Raw genomic sequence first — 22,338 nt, 5'->3', positions numbered from 1 at the left:
GGGGTAGGAGGTTAATAACTTGGAACTGAGGTATCTATTTCTTTACTCCAAGCTAAAATACCACCTTTAACGTTAGTACCATCAATTCCGGCATCTTTGAGGATACCAAGTGCTTTTGCGGAACGGGCGCCTGATTTACAGTGAACTACTAAACGATGACCATTTAGTAATTCTTTAACCTGACCAACACCTGCACCACTTTCAATGTCGGGCAAAGGTACTAGAACCGAACCTGGAATTTTGGCTATTTCGTACTCGTGGGGGTTGCGGACATCTAGCAACACAAAATCCTTGGCGCCACTATCGAGTAACTGTTTTAAATCTTGAACCGTCATTTCGGACATATCCATCTGCTGTTTAGCCTCCTCTGCAATAGCTTGTGGGATACCGCAGAACTGTTCATAGTCTATCAACTTTTCAATGACTGGACGCTCTGGGTTCGGACGCAGTTTTAATTCGCGGAATTTCATATTCAACGCATCGTATAATAACAGGCGCCCGCTAAGAGTAGTACCTTTGCCTAAAATAATCTTAACGGCTTCGGTAGCTTGAATAATACCAATGATTCCAGGTAAAATTCCTAGTACTCCACCCTCTGCACATGATGGCACCATTCCTGGTGGTGGTGGTTCTGGATATAAGTCACGGTAGTTTGGACCACCCTCGTAATTAAAGACCGTAGCTTGTCCTTCAAATCGGAAAATCGAACCGTAAACATTGGGCTTATTTAACAAAACACAAGCGTCATTCGTTAAATAGCGTGTGGGAAAATTATCAGTACCGTCAATAACAACATCATACGGACGGATAATATCAAGGGCATTTTCAGAAGAAATACGGGTTTCGTACAAATCAACCTGACAATAAGGGTTAATTTCATGAATCCGATTTTTTGCCGACTCAATCTTTGGTTTACCCACCCAAGACGTACCATGAATAACTTGACGCTGCAAGTTTGAAGTATCGACGACATCAAAATCAACAATACCGATGCGTCCTATCCCTGCTGCTGCCAAATACAACAACAATGGCGAACCTAGTCCACCCGTACCAATACACAATACACTAGCAGCTTTGAGACGTTTTTGTCCTTCCAAGCCAACTTCTGGCAAAATCAGATGGCGGGAATAACGTTCGTAATCATCCTTCGTCAGCTGCACTTCATCTAAATTTGGGTTCAGCATTTAACGCGCTTATCAATTCTTACAGGAGCGGATTTATTATCCTACCTAATTATGGTGACATCATTCAAATGTTTATTACCTATTATTTTGCATCCCAATACCACATCACAACCACCACACCCTATAAGGATACCGCTGGCGAATGATAGGTTTGACCCCTCAGTATCACGATTTTGCGTCATTTCCGGAAATGTAGAGACCTTACATGTTCGGTCTCTACACGCCTGTTTTCATGAAATGATGGGTACTACCCCCTATTCGCCAGCGGTATCCTATAAGGGTGAGGCTATATGAGCAAAGCCAGACGAGCGCAGGCTATGTAGTTAAATTTTGATGAGTTCCTCTTGAAACTTGTGGTTTTCGTCTAAATACCAACTTTTAATGTCAGCAACCTGTGAGTGTTGAACGGAAACAATAATATACGAATACTCTTGCCAAGCATACTCACGGTCAAATTCAGAAGGTATTGCTGGATTATCGGTGTGTGAGTGAAATATACCAATAATACTCAACTCTTCTTCGCGCGCTTGTTTTTGTGCCTGCAATAAATCTGATGGTGCTATTGTATACCTTCTATTCCGACTGTATTCTTGGTCATCACCGAATAAATCAGGAGTTTCCTGTGTATTCCAAGCGTTTTGTGTTGCGATAACTTTGACACACTGCTTGTCACTACCTAAAATTTCACCAACCAGAATACCACAGCACTCTTCTGGATACGCGCGTTCTGCGTGTGCGATCAGGACTTGCAGTTGTGAGTTTGTAAGTTGAATCATAGAAAAAGTACTACAACCTAAAACTTCTTATTTAATTTTTCGATTAAATCTTCTAGCATTTCCTTGATTTCTACTGCTCTGCTCACTAAACGGTCATACTCAACTATTGGTAACATTTGTAACTCATAACTGAGCAACAGAAAGTATTTAACTTCCGTAGCACTATCACGAGCTAACTCTAAATAATTAATCTTTTCTTCATTATCTTCTCTATCGTAGCCCTGAGCTATCTTAATTGGAATTGCAGAACAGGCCAAACGGATTTGCTGGGTCAACCCTAAAATTTCAGTTTCCGGAAAGTCCTGAGTTACTTGGTACACTGCCACCGTTAGTTCATGGGCTTTGTCCCATTCCTTGATTTCTCTAAAGTCTGTCATTGAGTCTATATACCTCCTAATTTTACTGATTCTAAATATTCAACAGATTTAAATAATATCCGAATATCTTAACAAATATTTAAATTAATATTGACACAATAATAACTTTTAATAATTTTGGAAACATATTTAAATTTAAAATTAAGTTTTAATTCAAAAAAACTTGATTAAATTAATTTTTTTTTAATGTTTTAGGATTTGACACGATTTACATACAACGTAGGGTGCGTAACGCTACGAAAGAATTTCAACGTAGCTATAAGGCTTGTAGCGTTACGCACCTGACTTTAATTATTTACGCGCGTTGGATGATTGTTATCGTTTATGGTGCGTTACGCTACAAGATTATTGCTTCGTTTAATGATTGTTATGGCGTTACGCACCCTACGTTTGTAAATTGTCACAATGTGTGAACATTTGTTGAAAGTGTTGTTTGTCAGGGAGTAACAGAAAATTGATACCAAAAAATCAAAAATGTTAAGTACTTGCTGTATTCGTTTTGGTGTCTTTGGCTGTTGGTATGAGTAAAAAATTTGCCACTATTGATGGGAATGAAGCGGTTGCTCGTGTTGCTTACCGTTTGAATGAAGTTATTGCAATTTATCCAATAACGCCTTCTTCCGCTATGGGAGAATGGGCAGATGCTTGGTCTGCAGTCTCCCATACGAATTTATGGGGTACTGTTCCTAGCGTTATTGAAATGCAAAGCGAAGCAGGCGCCATTGCTGCTGCACATGGTGCTATACTCGCTGGTTCACTAACAACAACTTTTACTTCTTCACAGGGGTTGTTGTTGATGATACCCAATTTATATAAAATCGCTGGAGAGTTAACGAGCGCTGTAGTTCACGTTGCTGCACGCGCGCTTGCGACTCATGCGCTATCTATATTTGGTGACCATAGTGATGTGATGGCAGTGCGCGCTACTGGGTTTGTCATGTTGTGTTCTGCATCTGTACAAGAAGCGCATGATTTTGCTTTAATAGCTCAAGCTGCTACTCTGAAAACACGAGTTAGCATCATGCACTTCTTTGATGGTTTCCGTACTTCCCACGAAGTCCAAAAGGTCGAATTATTACAAGATGATGATTTGAAGTCACTTATAGACGAAGATTTAATACTTGCACATCGTGCGCGCGCTTTAACTCCTGACCGTCCTGTGCTACGTGGAACTGCACAAAACCCCGATGTGTATTTTCAATCTAGAGAAGGTGCCAATCCTTACTATCAAGCTTGTCCAGATATTGTTCAGCAAGTTATGGATGATTTTGGCAAGCGTACAGGCAGATATTACAAAATATATGAATACCACGGCGCCGCAGATGCTGAAAAAGTTATTGTGATTATGGGGTCTGGATGTGAAACAGTACATGAAACTGTAGATTACTTGAACTTGCGTGGTGAAAAAGTCGGTGTCGTCAAAGTCCGGTTATATCGTCCCTTTGATGTACAAAAGTTTGTAGATGTATTACCTAGTACTGTAAAATCAATAGCTGTTCTCGACCGTACCAAAGAACCTGGAAGTGCAGGAGAACCTCTTTATTTAGATGTTGTTACCGCTATTTACGAAGCTTGGGCACTCAGCACTCCTAAGATAATTGGTGGTCGTTATGGGTTGTCTTCAAAGGAATTTACTCCTGCGATGGTGCAAGCTGTTTTCAATAACCTCGCGCGTACACAGCCAAAAAATCACTTCACAGTTGGTATTAATGATGATGTTAGCTATACTTCACTACTTTATGACACCAACTTTTCCACCGAGTCAGATAAAGTAGTTCGGGCAATGTTCTATGGACTCGGTTCAGATGGTACTATTGGCGCCAATAAAAACTCGATTAAAATTATCGGTGAAGAAACAGATAACTTTGCTCAAGGTTATTTTGTTTATGACTCCAAAAAATCAGGTTCAATGACGGTTTCCCACTTACGGTTTGGAACTGAAGCTATTCGTTCTACATACCTTATTGACAAAGCTAACTTCATCGGGTGTCATCAATGGATATTCTTAGAAAGAATTAATATTCTCAAAGACGCTGTTCATGGCGCCACTTTTTTAGTTAATAGTCCATATGACGCTAGTTCTGTATGGGAACATATTCCCGCAGGAGTTCAACAGCAAATTATCGATAAACAATTGAAGCTGTATGTAATTGATGCGAATAAAGTGGCTCGTGATAACGGAATGGGTAACCGCATTAATACTATCATGCAAGTTTGCTTTTTTGCATTAGCTGGTGTATTACCCCAAGACGAAGCTATCGCAAAAATTAAACAAGCTATTGAAAAAACTTACGGTAAAAAAGGTGCCGATGTTGTTCGTAAGAACTTAGATGCTGTTGATAACACCTTAACTAATCTTCAAAAAGTAGATATCCCCAATTTAACCCAAAGCCCAATCAAAAATCAAAAATCAAAAATCCCAAATCTTGTATCAGCGCCGCAATTTATTCGTGATGTCCTTGGTACAATGATGGTATTTGAAGGAGATAATCTACCTGTTAGTGCGTTACCTGCAGATGGTACTTTCCCAACGGGTACAGCAAAATGGGAAAAACGCGACGTTGCTGAAGAAATACCTGTATGGGATACAGACGTGTGTATTCAATGCAGTAAATGCGTTATAGTTTGTCCTCATGCAGCAATACGCAGTAAAGCTTATGATGCAAATGAATTAGTTAAGGCGCCTGTAAGTTTCAAGTCAACGAACGCTAGGGATAAAGACTTTGCTGGTCAGCAGTTTACTATACAAGTGGCGCCATCCGACTGTACAGGATGTGGTATTTGTGTTGAAGTTTGCCCAGCTAGAAACAAAACCCAACCAGAACGCAAAGCTATAAACATGGAACCACAATTACCTTTGCGTACACAAGAATCTGAAAATTGGGATTTCTTTTTAAACTTACCACTACCTGACCGTACTAAACTCAAATTAAACCAAATTCGTCAGCAGCAACTTACTGAACCCTTGTTTGAATTTTCTGGTGCCTGTGGAGGATGCGGTGAAACTCCCTATTTAAAACTATTAACACAGCTATTTGGCGATAGAGCGATGGTTGCTAACGCTACAGGATGTTCATCTATATATGGAGGAAACCTGCCAACAACACCCTGGACAAAAAATGCCGAAGGTCGAGGTCCAGCTTGGTCGAATAACTTATTTGAAGATAACGCCGAATTTGGCTTTGGTTTTCGTCTATCGTTAGATAAACACGCAGAATATGCAGCAGAGTCACTCAGAAAATCTGAAGAACTACCTCAAGACTTAGTAGAGTCTATTTTAAACGCTCCCCAAAACACCGAAGCTGATATATATGACCAACGCGCGCGGATAGAATTATTAAAGCAGCATTTAACAGAAACAAGTAATCTAAAATTGCTAGTTGATTATTTAGTTCGTAAAAGCGTTTGGATAGTAGGTGGTGACGGTTGGGCGTATGATATAGACTTTGGTGGACTTGACCATATACTTGCTAGCGGACGTAACGTTAACGTTTTGGTTATGGACACAGAAGTGTATTCTAACACGGGTGGACAATCATCAAAATCAACTCCAAAAGGCGCCGTTGCAAAATTTGCCGCAAGTGGTAAACCTGCTGCAAAAAAAGACTTAGGATTAATTGCGATGACCTACGGTAATATATATGTAGCCAGCGTTGCTATGGGCGCCCGTGATGAACATACACTCAAAGCATTTTTAGAAGCAGAAGCATACGATGGTCCATCATTAATTATTGCTTACAGTCACTGTATAGCACACGGCATCAACATGACTACAGCAATGAACCACCAAAAAAACTTAGTCGAGTCAGGACGCTGGTTGTTATATCGCTACAACCCCGACTTACTAAAACTTGGTAAAAACCCCTTGCTGTTAGACATGCGAGAACCCAAACAACCAATAGAACACTCAATGTATGCTGAAAACCGTTTCAAAATACTTTCCCGTTCCAAACCAGAACTGGCCAAACGTTTACTTAATGAAGCACAAGCAGAAGTTAACGCGCGTTGGAAAATGTACGAATACTTAGCAGCAAGACAACTTGAAGAACTCAAATAATTCCTCTGTTACTCTGTGGTGAGATAAAATATTTTGACCACAGAGTATATAGAGGTATATCTATATATAGAGGTGCCTACGAACAAATTACTTGATGCTCGATACAAACAGTGCGGAAAATAAAGCGTAACCACTGAGAAATATAACAGTCGTAAACATGATAGACCCTCCACTTTCAGGAAAGACAGTGTATGAATATATACGTCTTAATTTTACTGACACTAACAAGTTGTTAACATCTGCTGAAAAGAATATTCTTTTACACAAGCTTTTGCGCTTGTTAACATCATGTATGGCTGACGATACATTTTATAATATACCATTTTATATAAATTATTTTTCTGTTTTTTTCATATCATACTTTCCCACTCCATTGTCAAGAAAAGTAACGGAATCATAATTATTATTTATCGTAGTAAAGATTTGAGTCCTTCCCAGTATTTATACTTACACCCAAATCACTACTAAATATTAAATTCAATATAATTACCAATGCCAAATAGCTTTGCACAAGTCATACTAAATATGCAAATGATAGTTTCCTATGCAGTCACAAACAAACTAAATAATTAAGCCATAGCATACATTTACCTTGCTTGATTTGAATTTAAGCAAGGTATTTACTCATGATTATATACAGTATTTAATAGTATGAGGTTAAAATATTTATTTTATATATTGCAATAGTGTTAATCTAACAGTATCATCTAATATTAATGCCAAAGATATAAACTTATTTGGCACAAGTTATATTAACTTAGACAACTCCCTCATCACTACCAATAAAGCAAAACGGCAAAATATTACTAATCGGCGCCGAAAATTATTTTACAGAATCTAATTACAATAACTTCAAAACTTGTGTAATACAATAGTATTATTCTTTCTTTGCGAACTTTGCGGTTAAATAAAATAAACCGCAAAGCACGCAAAGGACGCAAAGTGAAAGAAGTTAACTGGTTGATAGACCAAGATATATTTGACCGTCATGACGAGTTTTTAGAAGAGTTGACCAAACAAGGGTTTACGTATCAGCAAACAACGTACCTTAAATATATTAGTACAGGCGCCTATGATTTTTTCGCCCAGGACGAATGTGTTATCTTTCGAGGAACGTTAAATTTAGGTCGCAACATATTAAAAACTTCTTGGATACCCGGCGCCTATCTCGACGAGAAAAATCTACGCTGTACTACATATTATAACTAAACAATGCAAAATAAAAAACTCTTGCTTACATAACGTTGCTCTGATGAGGTCATTAGTAATGACTCTTTACTATTCGATGAATACTAGGTAACTGTTCGCAAATACCTGCTATACATAGATTTGCACGTTTCATGAGTGAGCAAATTAGAATTTAAAGCATAAAAAAATCGCACTACTAGAAATTACGGTTGTTTTCATTTATACATTCAGTCTTTTTACTTAATGTCTGAACGTTTGATTTGAGTAAGGCTCAATTCAACTCGATATTTCAGTATAATTACGATAATCAATTAATTTTAAATATACTTATTAATTTACTTGTGGAAAATTTTTATTAGTAAATTTATTGAAAATTTTATTTTTAACAATAAAGCTTTAAAATAATTATTCAATATTCTTATATACGTACAATAAATACTGAAAAATTGAAGGTTAGAATAAAAGTAAATAATAACTATAGACAACGCCAAAGAAATAAAATTAGAACTGTGACATAACACAAACGATTTTGATTTATGAGGAACATGAACGTGAATAAGAATCTATTAACTGGTTTATTTGCTGCGACAACAATTACTGGAATGCTTGTTAACACCACACCAGCAAGCGCAATTGCTGCTACACCAGAGACTGTAAATGTTACTGCATCACCCGAAATCAAAAGTAGAAATGAGGCGCCTTCCTACTTCAAAGATAATTTGCAAAATATGCGTGATTTTGTAGGTAAGGAAGCACGTCAACTTGACCTAAAAACAATTAACGCTCAAAAGGTAGACCTTTCCAAATTTATTTTGCAGGAAGACCATAACGTTAATGTCTTTTTTCTTGGTGAGACAGCAGGTGGGTATCGTAACCGTTTAGATTACAAGTCAACCTTTGGTAACACAACCAACACAGGTAAACTTTTCGGCGATACTTCTTGTAGCACTACAGATAATATTGCTAACTTTAGCTCTTTCTGTGCCAACCCCAACGAAGCTCTGGCAAATAAGACAAAGACAGATAAACCTTTGAATGTCGGTGACTGGGTAAGTATCGGTACTCAAAAAGCTGGTACTCAGTTAGACTTTTTATTACTTGCGAATGATATTAACGGTGGAATATCTGGTACAAGCGTATTGAACCAGCAAAATACGAAAGGCATTTGGAGTTTAAATGATAAACTCAACCCAGATGGTTTGCAGCACGCAATGGCATACTATTTTAACGACTTGTTAGTTGTTGGCTTTGAAGATTTGTGGGGCGGTGGTGACAAAGATTATAATGACACTGTTTTTGTAATCGATGTTGGTAAAAATAATGCTCGCGCGCTTGCTGGTATTCAAAGTGTACCTGAACCAACTGGTGGCGCCGCATTGCTTGGTATTGGTGTAGTTGGCTTACTCAAATCACGGCGCCGTCACACTGGTAAAAATGATAGCACAAAATCCATCTAATTTTAGCTTAATTTGATGATAAATTATTGTACTTGAAAGTAATATATAAATTTATACCGCTTTAAAATTAATTAAAGCGGTATGTTTTACTGAGTACGAAATAAAACCTTTACTTCTTAGCGATAACCCAAATCGCGTGAACGATACCAGGAATGTATCCAAAAAGCGTCAATAGTATATTAATCCAAAAATCTATACCTATACCTACTTGTAAGAATACACCCAATGGGGGTAAGAAGATAGCACAGATAATCCGAACTAAATCCATTTACATTCTCCTTTGTATTGATGGCGCCCTGAATAATAAAGCAAACCATCTAACTTGTTATATTTACAAGCTTAATATCAACACGAGTGAATGTGATTCCGAATTTTATTCGGTAAACCGTACTAAATTGTCGTATGAATAGCTTTTTACCCACCACTAATTTTAGCTTTATAGCCCATTTTGATTAGAATATCGAGAATTTTTTGCTTGTGTTCACCTTGTATCTCTATTTCATTGTCTTTTAATGTTCCACCTGTACCACACTGCGTTTTTAGCTGTTTCAATAAAGCTTCCAAAGTTTCCGGTTTGGCTTGAAACCCAGTAATGACGGTGACAGTTTTACCCTTACGTCCCGCACGGGTCGCTTGTACGCGCACATTTTGCTGGTTAGGTGGTAATTCCTCAACGGGTCGCTCAAACGCTGCTGAGTTCCTACCATCACCAAATTCACGCCAAGCAAAACCGCTTTCATTTGAATTTCCTTTCTTTGCCATAAGTACCGAGTAGAAATTTACCCTGATTATATCTTGATTTATGACTGCACAGATTTATTCAGATTTGGGTGGAGTACTTTTTGTAGGGTATATAGTAATGTTTGGGTTGTAAAGGGTTTGGGTAAAAATTCTTGTATATTGATACTTCGATTATAAGCATTACTCAAATTTGATATTAATCCGCTCATGGCAATTATTGGCGCCTGCGGATTGATACGTTGTAACGCTTGAATTGTAGTATGACCGTCCATAGATGGCATCATTAAGTCTATTAACACTAAATCTATATCATTTTTGTACTGAGCAAAAATTGTAAGCGCTTCAACTCCGTCTTTGGCAGTAATAACTTCGTAATTATGGCTTAAAAGCGTTGTTTTAGTAATTTCACATATTGCAGTTTCGTCATCTACTACCAAAATTAATTCGCCGTTCCCATTTATTAGTTCTGCGTGAATGATTTCTTCGGGTTGAGGCTCTTGATTACTTGGTAGGTATACTTTAAATATGCTTCCTTTTCCTAACTCGCTGTTAACATTCACAAAACCACTATGATTTTTAATAATACCTATTGCTGTAGATAATCCTAAACCTGTTCCTTTGCCTACTTCTTTGGTTGTAAAAAAGGGGTCGAAGATACGGTCTATTATATTTGGTGCAATTCCAGTTCCGGTATCGGCGATAGTAATCATAACATATCGTCCCACCCCGGCATCCATATACATACGAGCATAAGCAGCATCAACAAAAATGTTTTCGGCACCTATTTTGAGCGTACCTCCATCAGGCATTGCATCACGAGCATTGACTATTAAGTTCATCAGTACTTGATGGATTTGCGTTGCGTCTGCAAAAATAGTCCAAAGGTTAGATGCTATATTAGTATGGGTTTGAATAGATTTTGGAAAAGTTCTTTCAGCTACCTGTGCCACATCTAAAAGTAAGTGCCCAACTTGAACTAAACTATGACTTCCTTCTACTCCTCGACGAGTAAACGATAAAATCTGTCTCACTAAGTCAGCACCTCGCTTGGCACTGTCTTCCAAAATTTTTAACAGTTGTCGAGTATTATTATCAAGGTCGGGAAATTTTAAAGGCAATAGTTGAGCAACTGCTAAAACTGGAGTCAGAATGTTATTGAAGTCATGAGCAATACCACTGGCAAGGGTTCCGACACTTTCTAACCGTTGGGCACGTAAAAACTGCGCTTGAAGCTGTTTTTTCTCTGTAATGTCCGTGCTAACATTTAGAATAAATTTCGGGGCACCATTACTATCGCGCATTAAAGTCCAGCGACTCTCAACAATAATATCTTTACCGTCCTTTGTCACCTGCGATAACTCACCCTGCCATTTACCTTCCGTTACCACCATTGACAACATAACATCAAATGGCAAGTCTTTATCTTTTCGATATAAAAGTGAAACGGCACTTTTGCCAATAATTTCCTCTGCTTTCCATCCATATAAACGTTCAGCACCTTTATTCCAATACGAAAGCTGGTGTTCTAAGTTTTGAACGCAAATGGCATCGGTAGCAACGTCTAACAAAGCAGCTTGTTCACGAATTTGTTGTTGAGCTTGTTGTAAAGCTTGTTCTGCAATGTAACGTTTATTGCGCTCCTGTGCTTCGCGTAACTCTCGCTCGACCGCAGGAACTAAACGAGCTAAATTACCTTTAATTAAATAGTCGGAAGCTCCAGCTTTCATTGAGGCGACAGCAGTATCTTCTCCAATAGTGCCAGAAATAATAATAAACGGCAAATCTAACTTTCGACTTTGGAGAATATTTAAAGCTTCTGGAGCGCTGAAAGTTGGCATACTATAATCTGCAATTACAATATCCCAAGGCTCTTCTAAAACGGATTGCATTGCATCACGAGTATCAACTCGAACATAATCGAGTGTATAGCCACCTCGACGTAGCTCTCGCAAAGTAAGGAGAGTATCATCTTCCGAATCCTCAACGATGAGAACACGTAGGTGAGTGTTCATTTTGTAACCTCGAAATATTAATGAGCTAAATGGGGGGTACTTCATTCATTAATAACCAGTACATCCCCAATTGTCGAATTGCATCTGAAAATTGGATGAAATCGACAGGTTTACGAATGTAACTGTTGCACCCCAAACTATAACTATCGATTAAATCTTGTTCTTCGTTAGAAGTAGTTAAGACCACCACCGGCAGGAGCTTGGTACGTTCATCTTCTCGTAAACGACGCAATACTTCAAGCCCATCAATCCTGGGTAGCTTCAAATCTAATAAAATCACTGTTGGTTTGATATTAATATTCCGTCCTGCAAAAATGCCTGTACCGAACAAATAATCTAAAGCTTCAACTCCGTCATGGGCAACCACAATTTCATTACCAACGTGGTGACGTTTGAGCGCGCGAATTGCCAGTGCTTCATCATCAGGGTTATCCTCTACCAAAAGGATACTTTTGTTTGCACTCACATTCATGCTCCTGCCTCTTCTTCTAAAGTAAAATAAAACGTTGCTCCTTGTCCAACAGACCCTTGTGCCCACACTCGACCACCATGTCGGTGGATAATTCGCTGTACGGTAGCTAGTCCAATTCCGTTACCTGGAAATTCTTGCATTCCGTGCAACCGTTGGAAGGGTCTGAATAATTTATCACTATACGTCATATCGAAGCCCACACCATTATCTCGAACGAAGTAAACTGGGATGCCGTTTTCCTGTAATGTTCCCCCAAACTCTATTTTGGCTTGGTGGCGCTTATTCGTAAATTTCCAAGCATTGTTTAATAAATTTTCTAACAAAACTTGTAATAAATTACTATCCCCTTGAGCGAACAAGCCCGTTTGGATAGTAAACTCCACCTGTCGAGAGTCGTGCTGTAAATTATTGCAGACGCCACTAGCTAACAAGCTTAAATCTACAGTTTCCATCCGCATCTCGCTGCGCGTGACTCGTGATAAAGTCAATAGGTCATCGATTAATTGCCCCATCCGTTGAGTTGCAGCTCGAATACGACGCAGATAGTCTTGTCCTGTTGTGTCCAATTGGTCGAGGCAGTCTTCGAGTATTGCTAAACTAAATCCATCAATACTGCGTAGAGGCGCCCGTAAGTCGTGGGAAACTGAATAGCTAAAGGCCTCCAATTCTTTATTTACTGCCTTCATCTCAATAAGAGCTTTTCGTAAACCCTGATTTAAACCTTGCACACGTTGCTCGGCTTTCATTCGCTCTTCCACTTCGACTCGGAGTTCTGCCATCAGTTCTAGGTGCTGTAATGCAACCCCCAAATGATTACCAATTTGACTAACAAATTCAATCTCAACTAAGTGCCACTGCCGTGGCGCCTGACATTGATGGATACAAAGCAGTCCCCAAAGGTTTTCACCGTTTAGAAGTGGCACAATTAAATTTGCCCGAACCTGAAATTGAGAAAGTACTTTAATATGGCAGTCGCTTAACCCAGCATTATAAATATCGGCAACTGCTTGAATTCGTCCATACTGATAACTAACGGCAAACTGCTCGCCAAAACAGTGGTCATGAACTTTTTGTGCAATAGCTGACTTAAAAGCAGGGTCAACGTCCTCAGAAACAAATTCTCCGTCATTCCAACCTGAGTCAGGATAAAAGCGGAACACACCTACACGGTCTGCTTGCAAAAGCTGACGAACCTCAGTAGCTGTCGCTTTAAAAATTGTTTCCAACTCTACAGGTTCGCGTAAACGGGTAATGACGCGCAGTAGCGTTTTTTGCCGTTCTACCTGAAAATAAGCTCGATTAATTTCCTCCTCTAAACCCTGAACTTCACCTGCTACAATTTCTTGTACCTCCAAGAAAGCCGTTTCATCACGACACAAGCTTCGCAACCTTGCTAATTTTTCTGGGTTCATTTTTGTAGGGTGCGTGAAAGCCATTACACTCTACAAATATAACGAAAAATCAAACTGCTTTCACGCACCATCTTGTATGTAAATCAAATCTGGCGCCCGTATATGAGTCACAGATGGTGCGTGACGCTACTAGTTCCTAATATAATTGAGTACTTTTTGGTAGCGTCACGCACCCTACAATTGCTGGGTTCATTTGATATGTAAATCACATCTGGCGCCGTTTTGTCTACGAAAAACCAAAATAAACATCAGTTTATCAGGAGACTAAATTGCCTATAATTAGGTACGTTCTGTAATTGCCTGTACTAGCCGTGACCATAACACCTCAACACCTTACCCTAACTACACAGCGACCAGATGCTCTTGGACGTTTTGGACGCTTTGGTGGTAAGTATGTACCCGAAACATTAATGCCAGCTTTGTTTGAACTTGAGACTGCATATCAACAGTATCGCAATGAGCCAGGGTTTCAAGCTGAGTTACAACAATTATTGCGTGACTATGTTGGACGCGCGACTCCATTATATTTTGCTGAACGTTTGACAAAGCATTATGCTCAAGATAATTCAGCGCCGCAAATTTACTTAAAGCGTGAGGATTTAAATCATACTGGCGCCCATAAAATTAATAATGCGTTAGGTCAAGTACTATTAGCTGTGCGTATGGGTAAAAAGCGCATTATTGCAGAAACAGGCGCCGGACAACACGGTGTAGCAACAGCGACTGTGTGCGCTCGATTTGGATTGGAGTGTATTGTATATATGGGCGTTCATGATATGGAACGTCAAGCTTTGAACGTATTTAGAATGAAATTAATGGGCGCCGAAGTTCGTCCAGTTGAAGCAGGTACAGGTACACTCAAAGATGCGACATCTGAAGCAATTCGCGACTGGGTGACAAATGTAGAAACAACGCATTATATACTCGGTTCAGTCGCAGGACCTCATCCATATCCAATGATGGTTCGCGACTTCCATACTGTAATAGGACAAGAAACACGCGCGCAAGCAATGGAAAAATGGGGTGGTTTACCAGATATTCTAATTGCGTGTGTAGGTGGTGGTTCTAATGCAATGGGACTGTTTCACGAATTTATCGATGAGAAAAGCATTAGAATCATAGGTGTTGAAGCGGCTGGTTTTGGAGTCGATACAGATAAACACGCAGCAACTTTGACAAAAGGTAGAGTTGGGGTACTGCATGGGTCGATGAGTTATTTGTTGCAAGACGAAGAAGGACAAGTAATTGAACCACATTCAGTTAGTGCAGGTTTAGACTATCCTGGTGTTGGGCCTGAACATAGTTTTCTTAAAGATACTGGACGTGCGGAATATTATAGCGTTACTGATGCCGAAGCACTCGAAGCATTTCAGCGTTTATCACGTCTGGAAGGTATTATTCCAGCATTGGAAACATCTCACGCTATCGCTTATCTTGAAACCTTATGTCCCCAACTAACAGGTAGTCCCCGCATCGTTATTAACTGTTCCGGACGTGGTGACAAAGACGTACAATCAGCAATAAAATACCTACACATATAATACAAATATACTTAGCCTGCGTAGGCAGTCTTTGTTCGTATAGCCTCACCATTATATGGTGTGAGGCTATATGGTGTGAAACGCCGTATATAAGGGGGTTCAAACATGGCATGTACAATTGACGTTAATCTACCACAGCAATCATACGAAATAAAAATAGCACCATCTACTCTCGATAACATCGGTGAGTACATGAGTAAATTAAAGCTTGGTAAAAAAGTCTTAGTAGTATCAAATCCAACAGTTTTTGAATTGTATGGGCAACGAGTGGTCAATTCACTAAAAGCTGCTGAGTATAATGTTTTTACTTGTATACTTCCCGATGGAGAGAGCTATAAAAATTTAGACTCTGTACAAAAAATATACGATGCTTGTGTGGAAAATCGCTTAGAACGGTCTTCAACACTTCTTGCTTTGGGTGGTGGTGTTATTGGTGACATGACTGGGTTTGCAGCTGCAACTTGGTTACGTGGTATAAACTTTGTTCAGGCGCCGACAACACTATTAGCAATGGTAGACTCCTCTATTGGAGGAAAAACAGGTGTTAACCATCCTAAAGGTAAAAACTTAATTGGCGCCTTTTATCAACCACAGTTTGTTTTAATAGACCCAGAAGTACTAAAAACACTACCCGACCGTGAATTTCAAGCGGGTATGGCAGAAGTGATTAAATATGGTGTAATTTGGGACGCGGACTTTTTTGCCCAAATGGAAGCAACCACACATTTAGATAGTATTAACTCAATAAGTCCCGAATTGTTGGAAACCATACTAAAACTATCATGCCAAGCAAAAGCCGATGTAGTTGGTGAAGATGAAAGAGAAACTGGACTACGAGCAATTTTAAATTACGGTCACACTATTGGACATGCTGTGGAAAGCTTAACCGGATACACTCAGTATATTCACGGGGAAGCAGTCGGTATTGGAATGGTAGCAGCAGGAGAGTTAGCAGTAGAACTAGGAATGTGGAGTCAACAAGAAACTCAACGGCAAAATAATGTTATTGCCAAAGCTGGTTTACAAACTTATTTACCCAAAGACTTAAATATCGACGCAGTTATTGATGCACTACAAGTAGATAAAAAAGTCAGAGACGGTAAAGTGAGATTTATTTTACCTACACAAATAGGCAAAGTCGAAATCACCGATAAAGTTCCAACTGATACAATTCGTCGCGTATTACAAAAAATATAGCCAAAGAAATCCGGTTTATAAACAAACCGGTTCACTTAAATAATTTATTATCATCTTTTAATTCGTTTGACCGGAACATTTATTTGCTAAGTTAATGAACATATAATGAAACGTGCGTAGTCAGAAATTAGTAACCTAATACCAATTTTTTGTGAAGCTGCATAGAAACGATACTTATATAGCAAGGCTTTTAGCCAACTGATTATGTGTAGCTTCGTATTAAAATGGTATAAAACTTTTCCTGATGTGACTAGTAAAACTCATTTATATATAGGTCGAGTAGTTAACTGTAGCTTATTGGAGTAGAAGGTCATGATTAAGAACGAAACAGAATTAGCAATGGCTAAAGAGCAAATGAATCAAATCATTGCATCAAATTCAGATACAGATAAAATATTGCTGCAAAAACTTGAGATAAAAATTGCTGAATATGAAGCGTTAGTAACTCATAACCCTGAAAACCCAATACTTTTGGAACTAGAAAATGCGGAGCAAATATCTGATTTGCCGATTAAAGCTAGTATAGCCTTTAAGATAACTCCACAAGAACTGGCAAAAATTTGTGAATCAGAAGAGCATGAAAATCATCATGAAACTGACTATGCATCTGAGTTTGTCAAAGTCATGAAGATTTTAGGAGTACAATTAATCGATGATTTATTTTTCGTTGCGAAGATGAGCAATGAATTAAAGCAGAAGCTACAATTTTTGCGTATGCACGAAAGTTTATATACCAGCGTTCCCCAACCAGCCTAAATTTCCTCATCAACCTTGATAAAGCATTTGAGGGTGGACGCTTTTGTTCACCCTTTTATTTTTCTTTACTTGTAGGTTGGGTGGAGGCTTTGCGGAACCCAACAAAATCTTATCTTTACTAGAAGAAAATCAAGAAGAGTTCTCAGATTCATTGTGGCATTTCCCACGGGTAGCAAGTTACAATTTGTCCATCGGGCATAATAGTGTCTTCCAAGACGGCATCCTTGATAGCGTCATCCACAATAGCTCCCCTAAGATTAGCACCACGCAATTGAGTATTTTCCAAGATGGTATCTCTAAGATCGGCTTCAGTAAGGTCGGCATCAAGCAAACCAGATCCATATAAATTAACCCCTTGCAGATTGGCTCTTCGGAGCTTAATACCAACCAAATTAGATTCGCTCAGATCAGCATCAGTCAAATTAATCTCACTCAGGTCGAGACCACTCAAGTTGACCCCAATTAAATTAATGCCTATAAAGTCTCTTTCCCCTTTCTCATACCTTTCTAACAAATCTTCGACATCCATACACTTATAAGCGGTTTATATCGGTTGATAGTAAATTTATGCTCTATAATTACCTATTGACGTAATAGGCTATTTTTAGCATAATGGTTATTAGATGGATAGAAATCAAGAAAAACCTCTCAAATCTATTGCAAGCGCTTTGGATGATTTAAAGGAGTTCCCTGAAGATGTACAAGATGTAATGGGTTATGCTCTTGATTTAGCACAACATGGTCAAAAACATCCCGATGCAAAACCTTTGAAAGGTTTTTCTGGAGCGGGTGTTTTGGAAATTGTAGATAATTTTGATGGAGATACCTATAGAGCTATATATACAGTGAAATTTGAAGGTGTTGTTTACTTACTACACGCTTTTCAGAAAAAATCAAAACATGGTATTGCGACATCAAAGCAAGATATAGATTTAGTTAAAAGAAGGTTACAAAAAGCTCAAGAAGATTATTTACAAGAAATAAATCAAAGAGATGAAACAGAAAATGAACCAAGAAGATAAAGTTACTGCTAGCAGTGGAAATGTATTTAAAGACTTAGGTTTGCCTAATCCTGAAGAAAGATTATTGAAAGCTCAACTAGCACGTAAAATTAGCGAAGCTATCAGTAAATTGAGTTTAACACAAGCTCAAGCTGCCGAAATTATAGGTATTGACCAACCAAAAATCTCTCTATTAGTTAGAGGTAGATTAAGCGGTTTTTCAACTGATAGATTATTAGTTTATCTTAACAAATTAGGTAGCGATATTGAGATTAAAGTAGGAGAGCCGCAACTTGAAAAAATTAAAAAACAAGAATTAGCTCGTACAACTGTTGTTTGTTAATTATTAAAAAAATTATTCTAACTGTCATATAATATGCTTAAACCAGCTTTAACAATGGTTGTCATTGCAACCAATACGGTACTTTTAACTACACCGTGCGCGAATGCGTATCAGTTCTTTAATAACCGCGATAGTTGGAATAATGCGGTACAAGGCAAACAAATTGTTACTGAAGATTTTAAAAATAATGGATTTGTAACTGAGGATACTGTTTTTAACAGTGGATTCAAGTATGCAGATTCTGGATTTCTTGGCGGCGCCAGAGTATCTGATAATAGTTTCAATACCTTCGCCAGATTTCGGAGTCATAACGTAGCATCAACGCTTCTAGAATTAAGGCTTTTTCGTATAAGAGAAATAAGCGCTATAATTTCCAGACTAGTTAAAAACTCTGTCCCGTTATTCCACACCGGGTTTTTAGATTCAAAACCTTGGTGTATAAGGACTCTGAGGTCAGCGTATAGCAGACAGATTCAATATTTTGTTTGACTTGAAACACTGACGGCAAAAGTATTTTTGCCAATCATATTTTTGGCGAAGGTATTGAGTTTACAAGTGGGTTTTGGATTTCCGGGAAGTTTGGAAGAGTTTGCTTTTCCTAACCCTGTTACGGCATTTGGGTTTAATTTTACTGTCAATAAAGACAAATTTATACTCGAAGACCAGAAAAGTTTTGGTAGCGTTAATTTGGGTAATTCTGGTGACTCAGGCTTTTTTGGAGTTTTAGTAGGTGCAGAGGCGCCTATATCTGGTTTTAGAACAATAAGCCTCGGAGAAATTGGTACTAACACCATTCGCAACTTCAGCTTTACTCCAAATGCTGTTGCTATTCCAGAAAACAATAACATATTTAGTCTGGCTGTTCTTAGTCTCTGCGCTCTTTGTGTCTCTGTGGTGAAAAACTCTTTTACCACAAAGGCACAAAGGACACAAAGGAAGAGTAATTATATGTAATTAATTATTCCTACAACACCTGCAGCGACTAATGGAACAGTTAAATTATCCGTTCCATGTGGAGAAACTCCTTCAACAATAGTCGCGGCGCCTGCACTTAGTAAAGAAGCTAAAACTATTTTCCACATTTCCCAGACTTGAGAGTCGGGAGTTAAAAACGAACCTGGTAGAATCTTTAATACTAAAAAAACAGCCAAGGTTGTAACTATAAACATTACACCCGAACCTTCCCATGACCTGATACTTTGTCCACATTGATATTTGTGTGTACCATAATATTTACCAATTAATGCAGCGAGTGCATCACCCCAAGTCATAGACATTACACCAGCTACGGCAATAGGTACAAGGTCTATCGAAGATGGGCGCCAGTATACTGCAAATAATAGCGTTACCGAAATTGCGAAATATATAGTTCCTGGTGAAGAGTTGGAAGCATCCAACGCGCGGATTACTTTATAACGATACAAAAGGGAATTAACAAAAATAAACGAAGCAAAAGGAATTATTCCAATTTGCCAAGAGTCAAACAGCGCTAAAACACCAAAAACCCACATGCCGGCGCCGATATGTACAAGTTTGCGCGTTATATCAGGCTTTATGTCAAAAAATCTTTGTAAAACTTCACCAGTTGCCAACAACGTTATCGCGTAAACGTAAGAAACAACAAGACCAATCAAATTATTATCTGTCATAGTTAAAATTTTTTCTCTATTTGGTTGTAATATATTCCATCGAGCGGTACAATCTCCCTTTATCTAATGCAAATGTTCTAAACAAAAAAAAGTGACCACAACTCGTATTCTTGCCTTATTTAACCAAAGTGGAGGAGTTGGTAAAACAAGTTTGACTATGAACTTGGGATACCACCTTGCACAAAAGAAAAAAAACCGTGTCCTACTTGTAGACATGGACCCACAGGCAAGTCTGACTACTTTTATGGGAGTAGACCCAGATTCTCTCAACAAAACTGTATATGAAGCAATTGTTGGAGAACAAGACTTACCTATATATCCCGAACTCATTCATGATATGTCACTGGCGCCTGCCAATATTAACTTGAGTGCGGCAGAACTCGAATTAGTTTCTGCTTTAATGCGGGAAATGCGTTTGAAAGACGCACTTGAACCAATTCTAGATAATTATGATTACATTTTGATCGATTGTCCCCCATCTTTAGGTATTCTCAGCGTCGTTAGTTTAGTAGCTGCCACACATGTTTTAGTTCCTATTCAATGTCAATTCAAATCATTTCAGGGTACGGATTTACTATTAAACACCGTTGCCGCATTGAAAAAAGGCGCCAACCGTAAGTTGAAGATTGCCGGATTTATTCCAACAATGTATGATTCCCGTACTGCTCAAGAAAGCAGAACTAGTAAAGCAATTCTTGAACAGTTATCACCGCTTGCGACAGTCTTCGACCCAATACCTAAAACTATTGCATTTGCCGACGCTAGCGAAGCGCGACTACCTATTGCTCTTTCTAGTCCAAAAAATCCAGCTGTTGAAGTTCTCAAAAAAATAGCATCTAAATTAGAGAAGCGATTAAATGAAAACTAAAAAAGAAGCACCCTACACCAGCCAACTCAGAGGAGTTGCTGCTCTACTCGGAAATGTCAACGGCGCCTCCGAGTCGGATGAGAATAACAATGTGGCACCTTTAACGAGCGTGCCAATTTCCGCGATTAAATTACCAGTTTCCCAACCACGACGTTATTTTGACGAGCAGAAACTAATCGAACTTGCCCGCTCAATTGAAAAACTTGGTGTCCTCGAACCGTTGTTAGTCAGACCATTAGCTGGGAACAAATACGAACTAATTTCTGGTGAACGGCGCCTACGTGCGTCTAAAATTGCCGAACTTACCGAAGTCCCAGTTAATATCCTCGATATCGATGATATAACTACAGCCCAAGTCCGAATCGTCGAAAACCTCCAGCGCGAAGACCTTAACCCCGTCGAAGAAGCTCAAGCAATTATTTCACTACTCGCAATACAACTTCATAAAAAAGAAAGTGAAATAATTAGTCACTTATACAAAATGCGTAACATATGTGACAGAGGTGATGAACTGCAAAGGGAAAACGTTTTCTCCCAGCCAGAAAGTATCGCTATTGAAGAACTGTTCAACACTATAGGGCGCTTAACTTGGGAATCATTTATCAAAATCCGTCTGCCATTACTTAATCTTCCTGAAGATATATTAAAATTACTCAGTAAAGGAGACTTAGAATATACAAAAGCGCTGGCAATATCTAGGGTAAAAGATGAAGAACAACGCGCGTCTTTATTGGAGAAAGCAGTCGCAGAAGATTTATCATTGTCAGCAATTAAGAATTTAATTCGACTATCAACACAACCTGATACAAATCAGAATGAAGCCCCCAGTCTAAAAGAGCGGTACAAAAATTTATCAAGTCAATTTCTCAAAGCCAAGCTTTGGGATAACCCTAAAAAGCGCAAACAATTAGAAAAAATGCTCGCGAGTATTGAAGCCATGCTCAATGATGATAATTGAGTCTGCATGTAGCACAGGCCAAAGCGCCTGTGTCTTACATACCTCAAAATAAAGTTTTTGTAAAGATGTCTGTCCAGCGATGTGCGAACTCAAGAAACGAACTTGGGTGACTTGACGGCAGATGCGAATTTAACAATTGCGCGCGACTATGATCCCACTGTGACAATTTCGATTAAAAATGGTGGCGGTATTCGTGACAATATAGGCTTTATTCCTTCTACAAATGGTTCGCAGCAAGTAGAGAAACTTCCTCCACCTAACCCTCTTGCAAACAAAGACGCGGGTGATACAGCGGATTGCGAGTTCATGAGGTACAGTAACAACAATTTGTAAACCAATTTTTTAGATG

Annotated in this window: 23 protein-coding genes; 13 read left to right on the top strand and 10 right to left on the bottom strand. The window is 38.7% G+C overall.

The genetic code is table 11. The features are described from left to right. Positions 1-11: 11 nt before the first annotated feature. The 3 genes from moeB to AC2JBO_RS21040 all read right to left on the bottom strand — a co-directional run bounded on the left by moeB (position 12) and on the right by AC2JBO_RS21040 (position 2,337). Complete coding sequence (moeB, locus tag AC2JBO_RS21050) at positions 12-1,184, bottom strand: molybdopterin-synthase adenylyltransferase MoeB (RefSeq protein WP_496955606.1); 1,173 nt, start codon at positions 1,182-1,184, stop codon at positions 12-14. Positions 1,185-1,507: 323 nt separating this feature from the next. Continuing rightward, positions 1,508-1,960: a M67 family metallopeptidase gene (locus AC2JBO_RS21045; protein WP_496955605.1), complete on the bottom strand. Its 453-nt coding sequence runs from the start codon at positions 1,958-1,960 to the stop codon at positions 1,508-1,510. 17 nt (positions 1,961-1,977) lie between these two features. After that, positions 1,978-2,337 (bottom strand): four helix bundle protein, encoded by a 360-nt coding sequence (locus AC2JBO_RS21040; protein WP_496955604.1) that lies wholly within the window; start codon positions 2,335-2,337, stop codon positions 1,978-1,980. 520 nt (positions 2,338-2,857) lie between these two features. Here AC2JBO_RS21040 and nifJ point away from each other — a divergent pair. The 3 genes from nifJ to AC2JBO_RS21025 all read left to right on the top strand — a co-directional run bounded on the left by nifJ (position 2,858) and on the right by AC2JBO_RS21025 (position 9,039). Next, on the top strand, positions 2,858-6,394 hold the full coding sequence (gene nifJ, locus AC2JBO_RS21035) for a pyruvate:ferredoxin (flavodoxin) oxidoreductase (protein ID WP_496955603.1): 3,537 nt from the start codon (positions 2,858-2,860) through the stop codon (positions 6,392-6,394). Positions 6,395-7,336: 942 nt separating this feature from the next. Then, positions 7,337-7,603: a hypothetical protein gene (locus AC2JBO_RS21030; RefSeq protein ID WP_496955602.1), complete on the top strand. Its 267-nt coding sequence runs from the start codon at positions 7,337-7,339 to the stop codon at positions 7,601-7,603. Positions 7,604-8,133: 530 nt separating this feature from the next. Beyond that, on the top strand, positions 8,134-9,039 hold the full coding sequence (locus AC2JBO_RS21025; protein ID WP_496955601.1) for a DUF4114 domain-containing protein: 906 nt from the start codon (positions 8,134-8,136) through the stop codon (positions 9,037-9,039). Between the two features lie 109 nt (positions 9,040-9,148). Here the strand turns inward: AC2JBO_RS21025 and AC2JBO_RS21020 are convergent, their stop codons facing one another. The 5 genes from AC2JBO_RS21020 to AC2JBO_RS21000 form a co-directional block, all read right to left on the bottom strand. Further along, positions 9,149-9,307, bottom strand: a complete 159-nt coding sequence (locus AC2JBO_RS21020) for a YqaE/Pmp3 family membrane protein (protein WP_496955600.1) — start codon at positions 9,305-9,307, stop codon at positions 9,149-9,151. 146 nt (positions 9,308-9,453) lie between these two features. Continuing rightward, a complete protein-coding gene (locus tag AC2JBO_RS21015; protein ID WP_496955599.1) occupies positions 9,454-9,801 on the bottom strand; it encodes a translation initiation factor in 348 nt (115 codons plus the stop codon). Positions 9,802-9,839: 38 nt separating this feature from the next. Further along, positions 9,840-11,792: a hybrid sensor histidine kinase/response regulator gene (locus AC2JBO_RS21010; protein WP_496955598.1), complete on the bottom strand. Its 1,953-nt coding sequence runs from the start codon at positions 11,790-11,792 to the stop codon at positions 9,840-9,842. A 25-nt stretch (positions 11,793-11,817) separates the two neighbouring features. Further along, complete coding sequence (locus AC2JBO_RS21005) at positions 11,818-12,264, bottom strand: response regulator (protein WP_496955597.1); 447 nt, start codon at positions 12,262-12,264, stop codon at positions 11,818-11,820. After that, the gene (locus tag AC2JBO_RS21000) at positions 12,261-13,700 is read right to left on the bottom strand and encodes a GAF domain-containing protein (RefSeq protein ID WP_496955596.1); all 1,440 of its coding nucleotides are present in this window, start codon (positions 13,698-13,700) and stop codon (positions 12,261-12,263) included. Before AC2JBO_RS21000 ends, AC2JBO_RS21005 begins: the two co-directional genes overlap by 4 nt. Positions 13,701-13,987: 287 nt before the next feature. On the opposite strand from AC2JBO_RS21000, the gene trpB reads away from it, so the two are divergent. The 3 genes from trpB to AC2JBO_RS20985 all read left to right on the top strand — a co-directional run bounded on the left by trpB (position 13,988) and on the right by AC2JBO_RS20985 (position 17,170). Continuing rightward, positions 13,988-15,217 (top strand): tryptophan synthase subunit beta, encoded by a 1,230-nt coding sequence (gene trpB, locus AC2JBO_RS20995; protein WP_496955595.1) that lies wholly within the window; start codon positions 13,988-13,990, stop codon positions 15,215-15,217. Positions 15,218-15,322: 105 nt separating this feature from the next. Next, complete coding sequence (gene aroB, locus AC2JBO_RS20990; RefSeq protein WP_496955594.1) at positions 15,323-16,414, top strand: 3-dehydroquinate synthase; 1,092 nt, start codon at positions 15,323-15,325, stop codon at positions 16,412-16,414. 312 nt (positions 16,415-16,726) lie between these two features. Continuing rightward, a complete protein-coding gene (locus AC2JBO_RS20985; protein WP_496955593.1) occupies positions 16,727-17,170 on the top strand; it encodes a hypothetical protein in 444 nt (147 codons plus the stop codon). Between the two features lie 148 nt (positions 17,171-17,318). On the opposite strand, the gene AC2JBO_RS20980 is transcribed toward AC2JBO_RS20985, so the two are convergent. Continuing rightward, complete coding sequence (locus tag AC2JBO_RS20980; RefSeq protein WP_496955592.1) at positions 17,319-17,699, bottom strand: pentapeptide repeat-containing protein; 381 nt, start codon at positions 17,697-17,699, stop codon at positions 17,319-17,321. A 94-nt stretch (positions 17,700-17,793) separates the two neighbouring features. Between AC2JBO_RS20980 and AC2JBO_RS20975 the strand changes: the two genes are divergently transcribed. The 4 genes from AC2JBO_RS20975 to AC2JBO_RS20960 are packed head-to-tail and all read left to right on the top strand — an operon-like array spanning position 17,794 to position 19,468. Further along, complete coding sequence (locus AC2JBO_RS20975) at positions 17,794-18,192, top strand: type II toxin-antitoxin system RelE/ParE family toxin (RefSeq protein WP_496955591.1); 399 nt, start codon at positions 17,794-17,796, stop codon at positions 18,190-18,192. Further along, positions 18,176-18,514 carry a helix-turn-helix domain-containing protein gene (locus AC2JBO_RS20970; RefSeq protein ID WP_496955590.1) on the top strand — a complete coding sequence of 113 codons (339 nt, stop codon included), beginning with the start codon at positions 18,176-18,178 and terminating at the stop codon, positions 18,512-18,514. The genes AC2JBO_RS20975 and AC2JBO_RS20970 overlap by 17 nt, the downstream gene beginning before the upstream one ends. Positions 18,515-18,547: 33 nt before the next feature. Next, the gene (locus AC2JBO_RS20965) at positions 18,548-19,003 is read left to right on the top strand and encodes a hypothetical protein (RefSeq protein WP_496955589.1); all 456 of its coding nucleotides are present in this window, start codon (positions 18,548-18,550) and stop codon (positions 19,001-19,003) included. Positions 19,004-19,030: 27 nt separating this feature from the next. Beyond that, complete coding sequence (locus tag AC2JBO_RS20960) at positions 19,031-19,468, top strand: hypothetical protein (RefSeq protein ID WP_496955588.1); 438 nt, start codon at positions 19,031-19,033, stop codon at positions 19,466-19,468. Here the strand turns inward: AC2JBO_RS20960 and AC2JBO_RS20955 are convergent. Further along, positions 19,459-20,163 carry a diacylglycerol/polyprenol kinase family protein gene (locus AC2JBO_RS20955; protein ID WP_496955587.1) on the bottom strand — a complete coding sequence of 235 codons (705 nt, stop codon included), beginning with the start codon at positions 20,161-20,163 and terminating at the stop codon, positions 19,459-19,461. The genes AC2JBO_RS20960 and AC2JBO_RS20955 overlap by 10 nt on opposite strands. Positions 20,164-20,254: 91 nt before the next feature. On the opposite strand from AC2JBO_RS20955, the gene AC2JBO_RS20950 reads away from it, so the two are divergent. The 3 genes from AC2JBO_RS20950 to AC2JBO_RS20940 all read left to right on the top strand — a co-directional run bounded on the left by AC2JBO_RS20950 (position 20,255) and on the right by AC2JBO_RS20940 (position 22,322). Continuing rightward, positions 20,255-21,031 carry a ParA family protein gene (locus AC2JBO_RS20950; protein ID WP_496955586.1) on the top strand — a complete coding sequence of 259 codons (777 nt, stop codon included), beginning with the start codon at positions 20,255-20,257 and terminating at the stop codon, positions 21,029-21,031. Beyond that, positions 21,021-21,989, top strand: a complete 969-nt coding sequence (locus tag AC2JBO_RS20945; protein WP_496955585.1) for a ParB/RepB/Spo0J family partition protein — start codon at positions 21,021-21,023, stop codon at positions 21,987-21,989. The genes AC2JBO_RS20950 and AC2JBO_RS20945 overlap by 11 nt, the downstream gene beginning before the upstream one ends. An 81-nt stretch (positions 21,990-22,070) precedes the next feature. Then, the gene (locus AC2JBO_RS20940; RefSeq protein WP_496955584.1) at positions 22,071-22,322 is read left to right on the top strand and encodes a hypothetical protein; all 252 of its coding nucleotides are present in this window, start codon (positions 22,071-22,073) and stop codon (positions 22,320-22,322) included. Positions 22,323-22,338 lie beyond the last annotated feature (16 nt).

Source organism: Calothrix sp. CBUCES-K 9914, from assembly GCF_059640475.1.
This window is presented reverse-complemented; position numbering and strand designations above follow the sequence as displayed.

What these genes read in the sequence shown, in the direction of transcription:
- moeB (WP_496955606.1), bottom strand. Translation starts at nt 1,184, where the DNA reads ATGCTGAACCCAAATTTAGATGAAGTGCAGCTGACGAAGGATGATTAC.
- AC2JBO_RS21045 (WP_496955605.1), bottom strand. Translation starts at nt 1,960, where the DNA reads ATGATTCAACTTACAAACTCACAACTGCAAGTCCTGATCGCACACGCA.
- AC2JBO_RS21040 (WP_496955604.1), bottom strand. Translation starts at nt 2,337, where the DNA reads ATGACAGACTTTAGAGAAATCAAGGAATGGGACAAAGCCCATGAACTA.
- nifJ (WP_496955603.1), top strand. Translation starts at nt 2,858, where the DNA reads ATGAGTAAAAAATTTGCCACTATTGATGGGAATGAAGCGGTTGCTCGT.
- AC2JBO_RS21020 (WP_496955600.1), bottom strand. Translation starts at nt 9,307, where the DNA reads ATGGATTTAGTTCGGATTATCTGTGCTATCTTCTTACCCCCATTGGGT.
- AC2JBO_RS21015 (WP_496955599.1), bottom strand. Translation starts at nt 9,801, where the DNA reads ATGGCAAAGAAAGGAAATTCAAATGAAAGCGGTTTTGCTTGGCGTGAA.
- AC2JBO_RS21010 (WP_496955598.1), bottom strand. Translation starts at nt 11,792, where the DNA reads ATGAACACTCACCTACGTGTTCTCATCGTTGAGGATTCGGAAGATGAT.
- AC2JBO_RS21005 (WP_496955597.1), bottom strand. Translation starts at nt 12,264, where the DNA reads ATGAATGTGAGTGCAAACAAAAGTATCCTTTTGGTAGAGGATAACCCT.
- AC2JBO_RS21000 (WP_496955596.1), bottom strand. Translation starts at nt 13,700, where the DNA reads ATGGCTTTCACGCACCCTACAAAAATGAACCCAGAAAAATTAGCAAGG.
- aroB (WP_496955594.1), top strand. Translation starts at nt 15,323, where the DNA reads ATGGCATGTACAATTGACGTTAATCTACCACAGCAATCATACGAAATA.
- AC2JBO_RS20985 (WP_496955593.1), top strand. Translation starts at nt 16,727, where the DNA reads ATGATTAAGAACGAAACAGAATTAGCAATGGCTAAAGAGCAAATGAAT.
- AC2JBO_RS20980 (WP_496955592.1), bottom strand. Translation starts at nt 17,699, where the DNA reads ATGGATGTCGAAGATTTGTTAGAAAGGTATGAGAAAGGGGAAAGAGAC.
- AC2JBO_RS20975 (WP_496955591.1), top strand. Translation starts at nt 17,794, where the DNA reads ATGGATAGAAATCAAGAAAAACCTCTCAAATCTATTGCAAGCGCTTTG.
- AC2JBO_RS20970 (WP_496955590.1), top strand. Translation starts at nt 18,176, where the DNA reads ATGAACCAAGAAGATAAAGTTACTGCTAGCAGTGGAAATGTATTTAAA.
- AC2JBO_RS20965 (WP_496955589.1), top strand. Translation starts at nt 18,548, where the DNA reads ATGCTTAAACCAGCTTTAACAATGGTTGTCATTGCAACCAATACGGTA.
- AC2JBO_RS20955 (WP_496955587.1), bottom strand. Translation starts at nt 20,163, where the DNA reads ATGACAGATAATAATTTGATTGGTCTTGTTGTTTCTTACGTTTACGCG.
- AC2JBO_RS20945 (WP_496955585.1), top strand. Translation starts at nt 21,021, where the DNA reads ATGAAAACTAAAAAAGAAGCACCCTACACCAGCCAACTCAGAGGAGTT.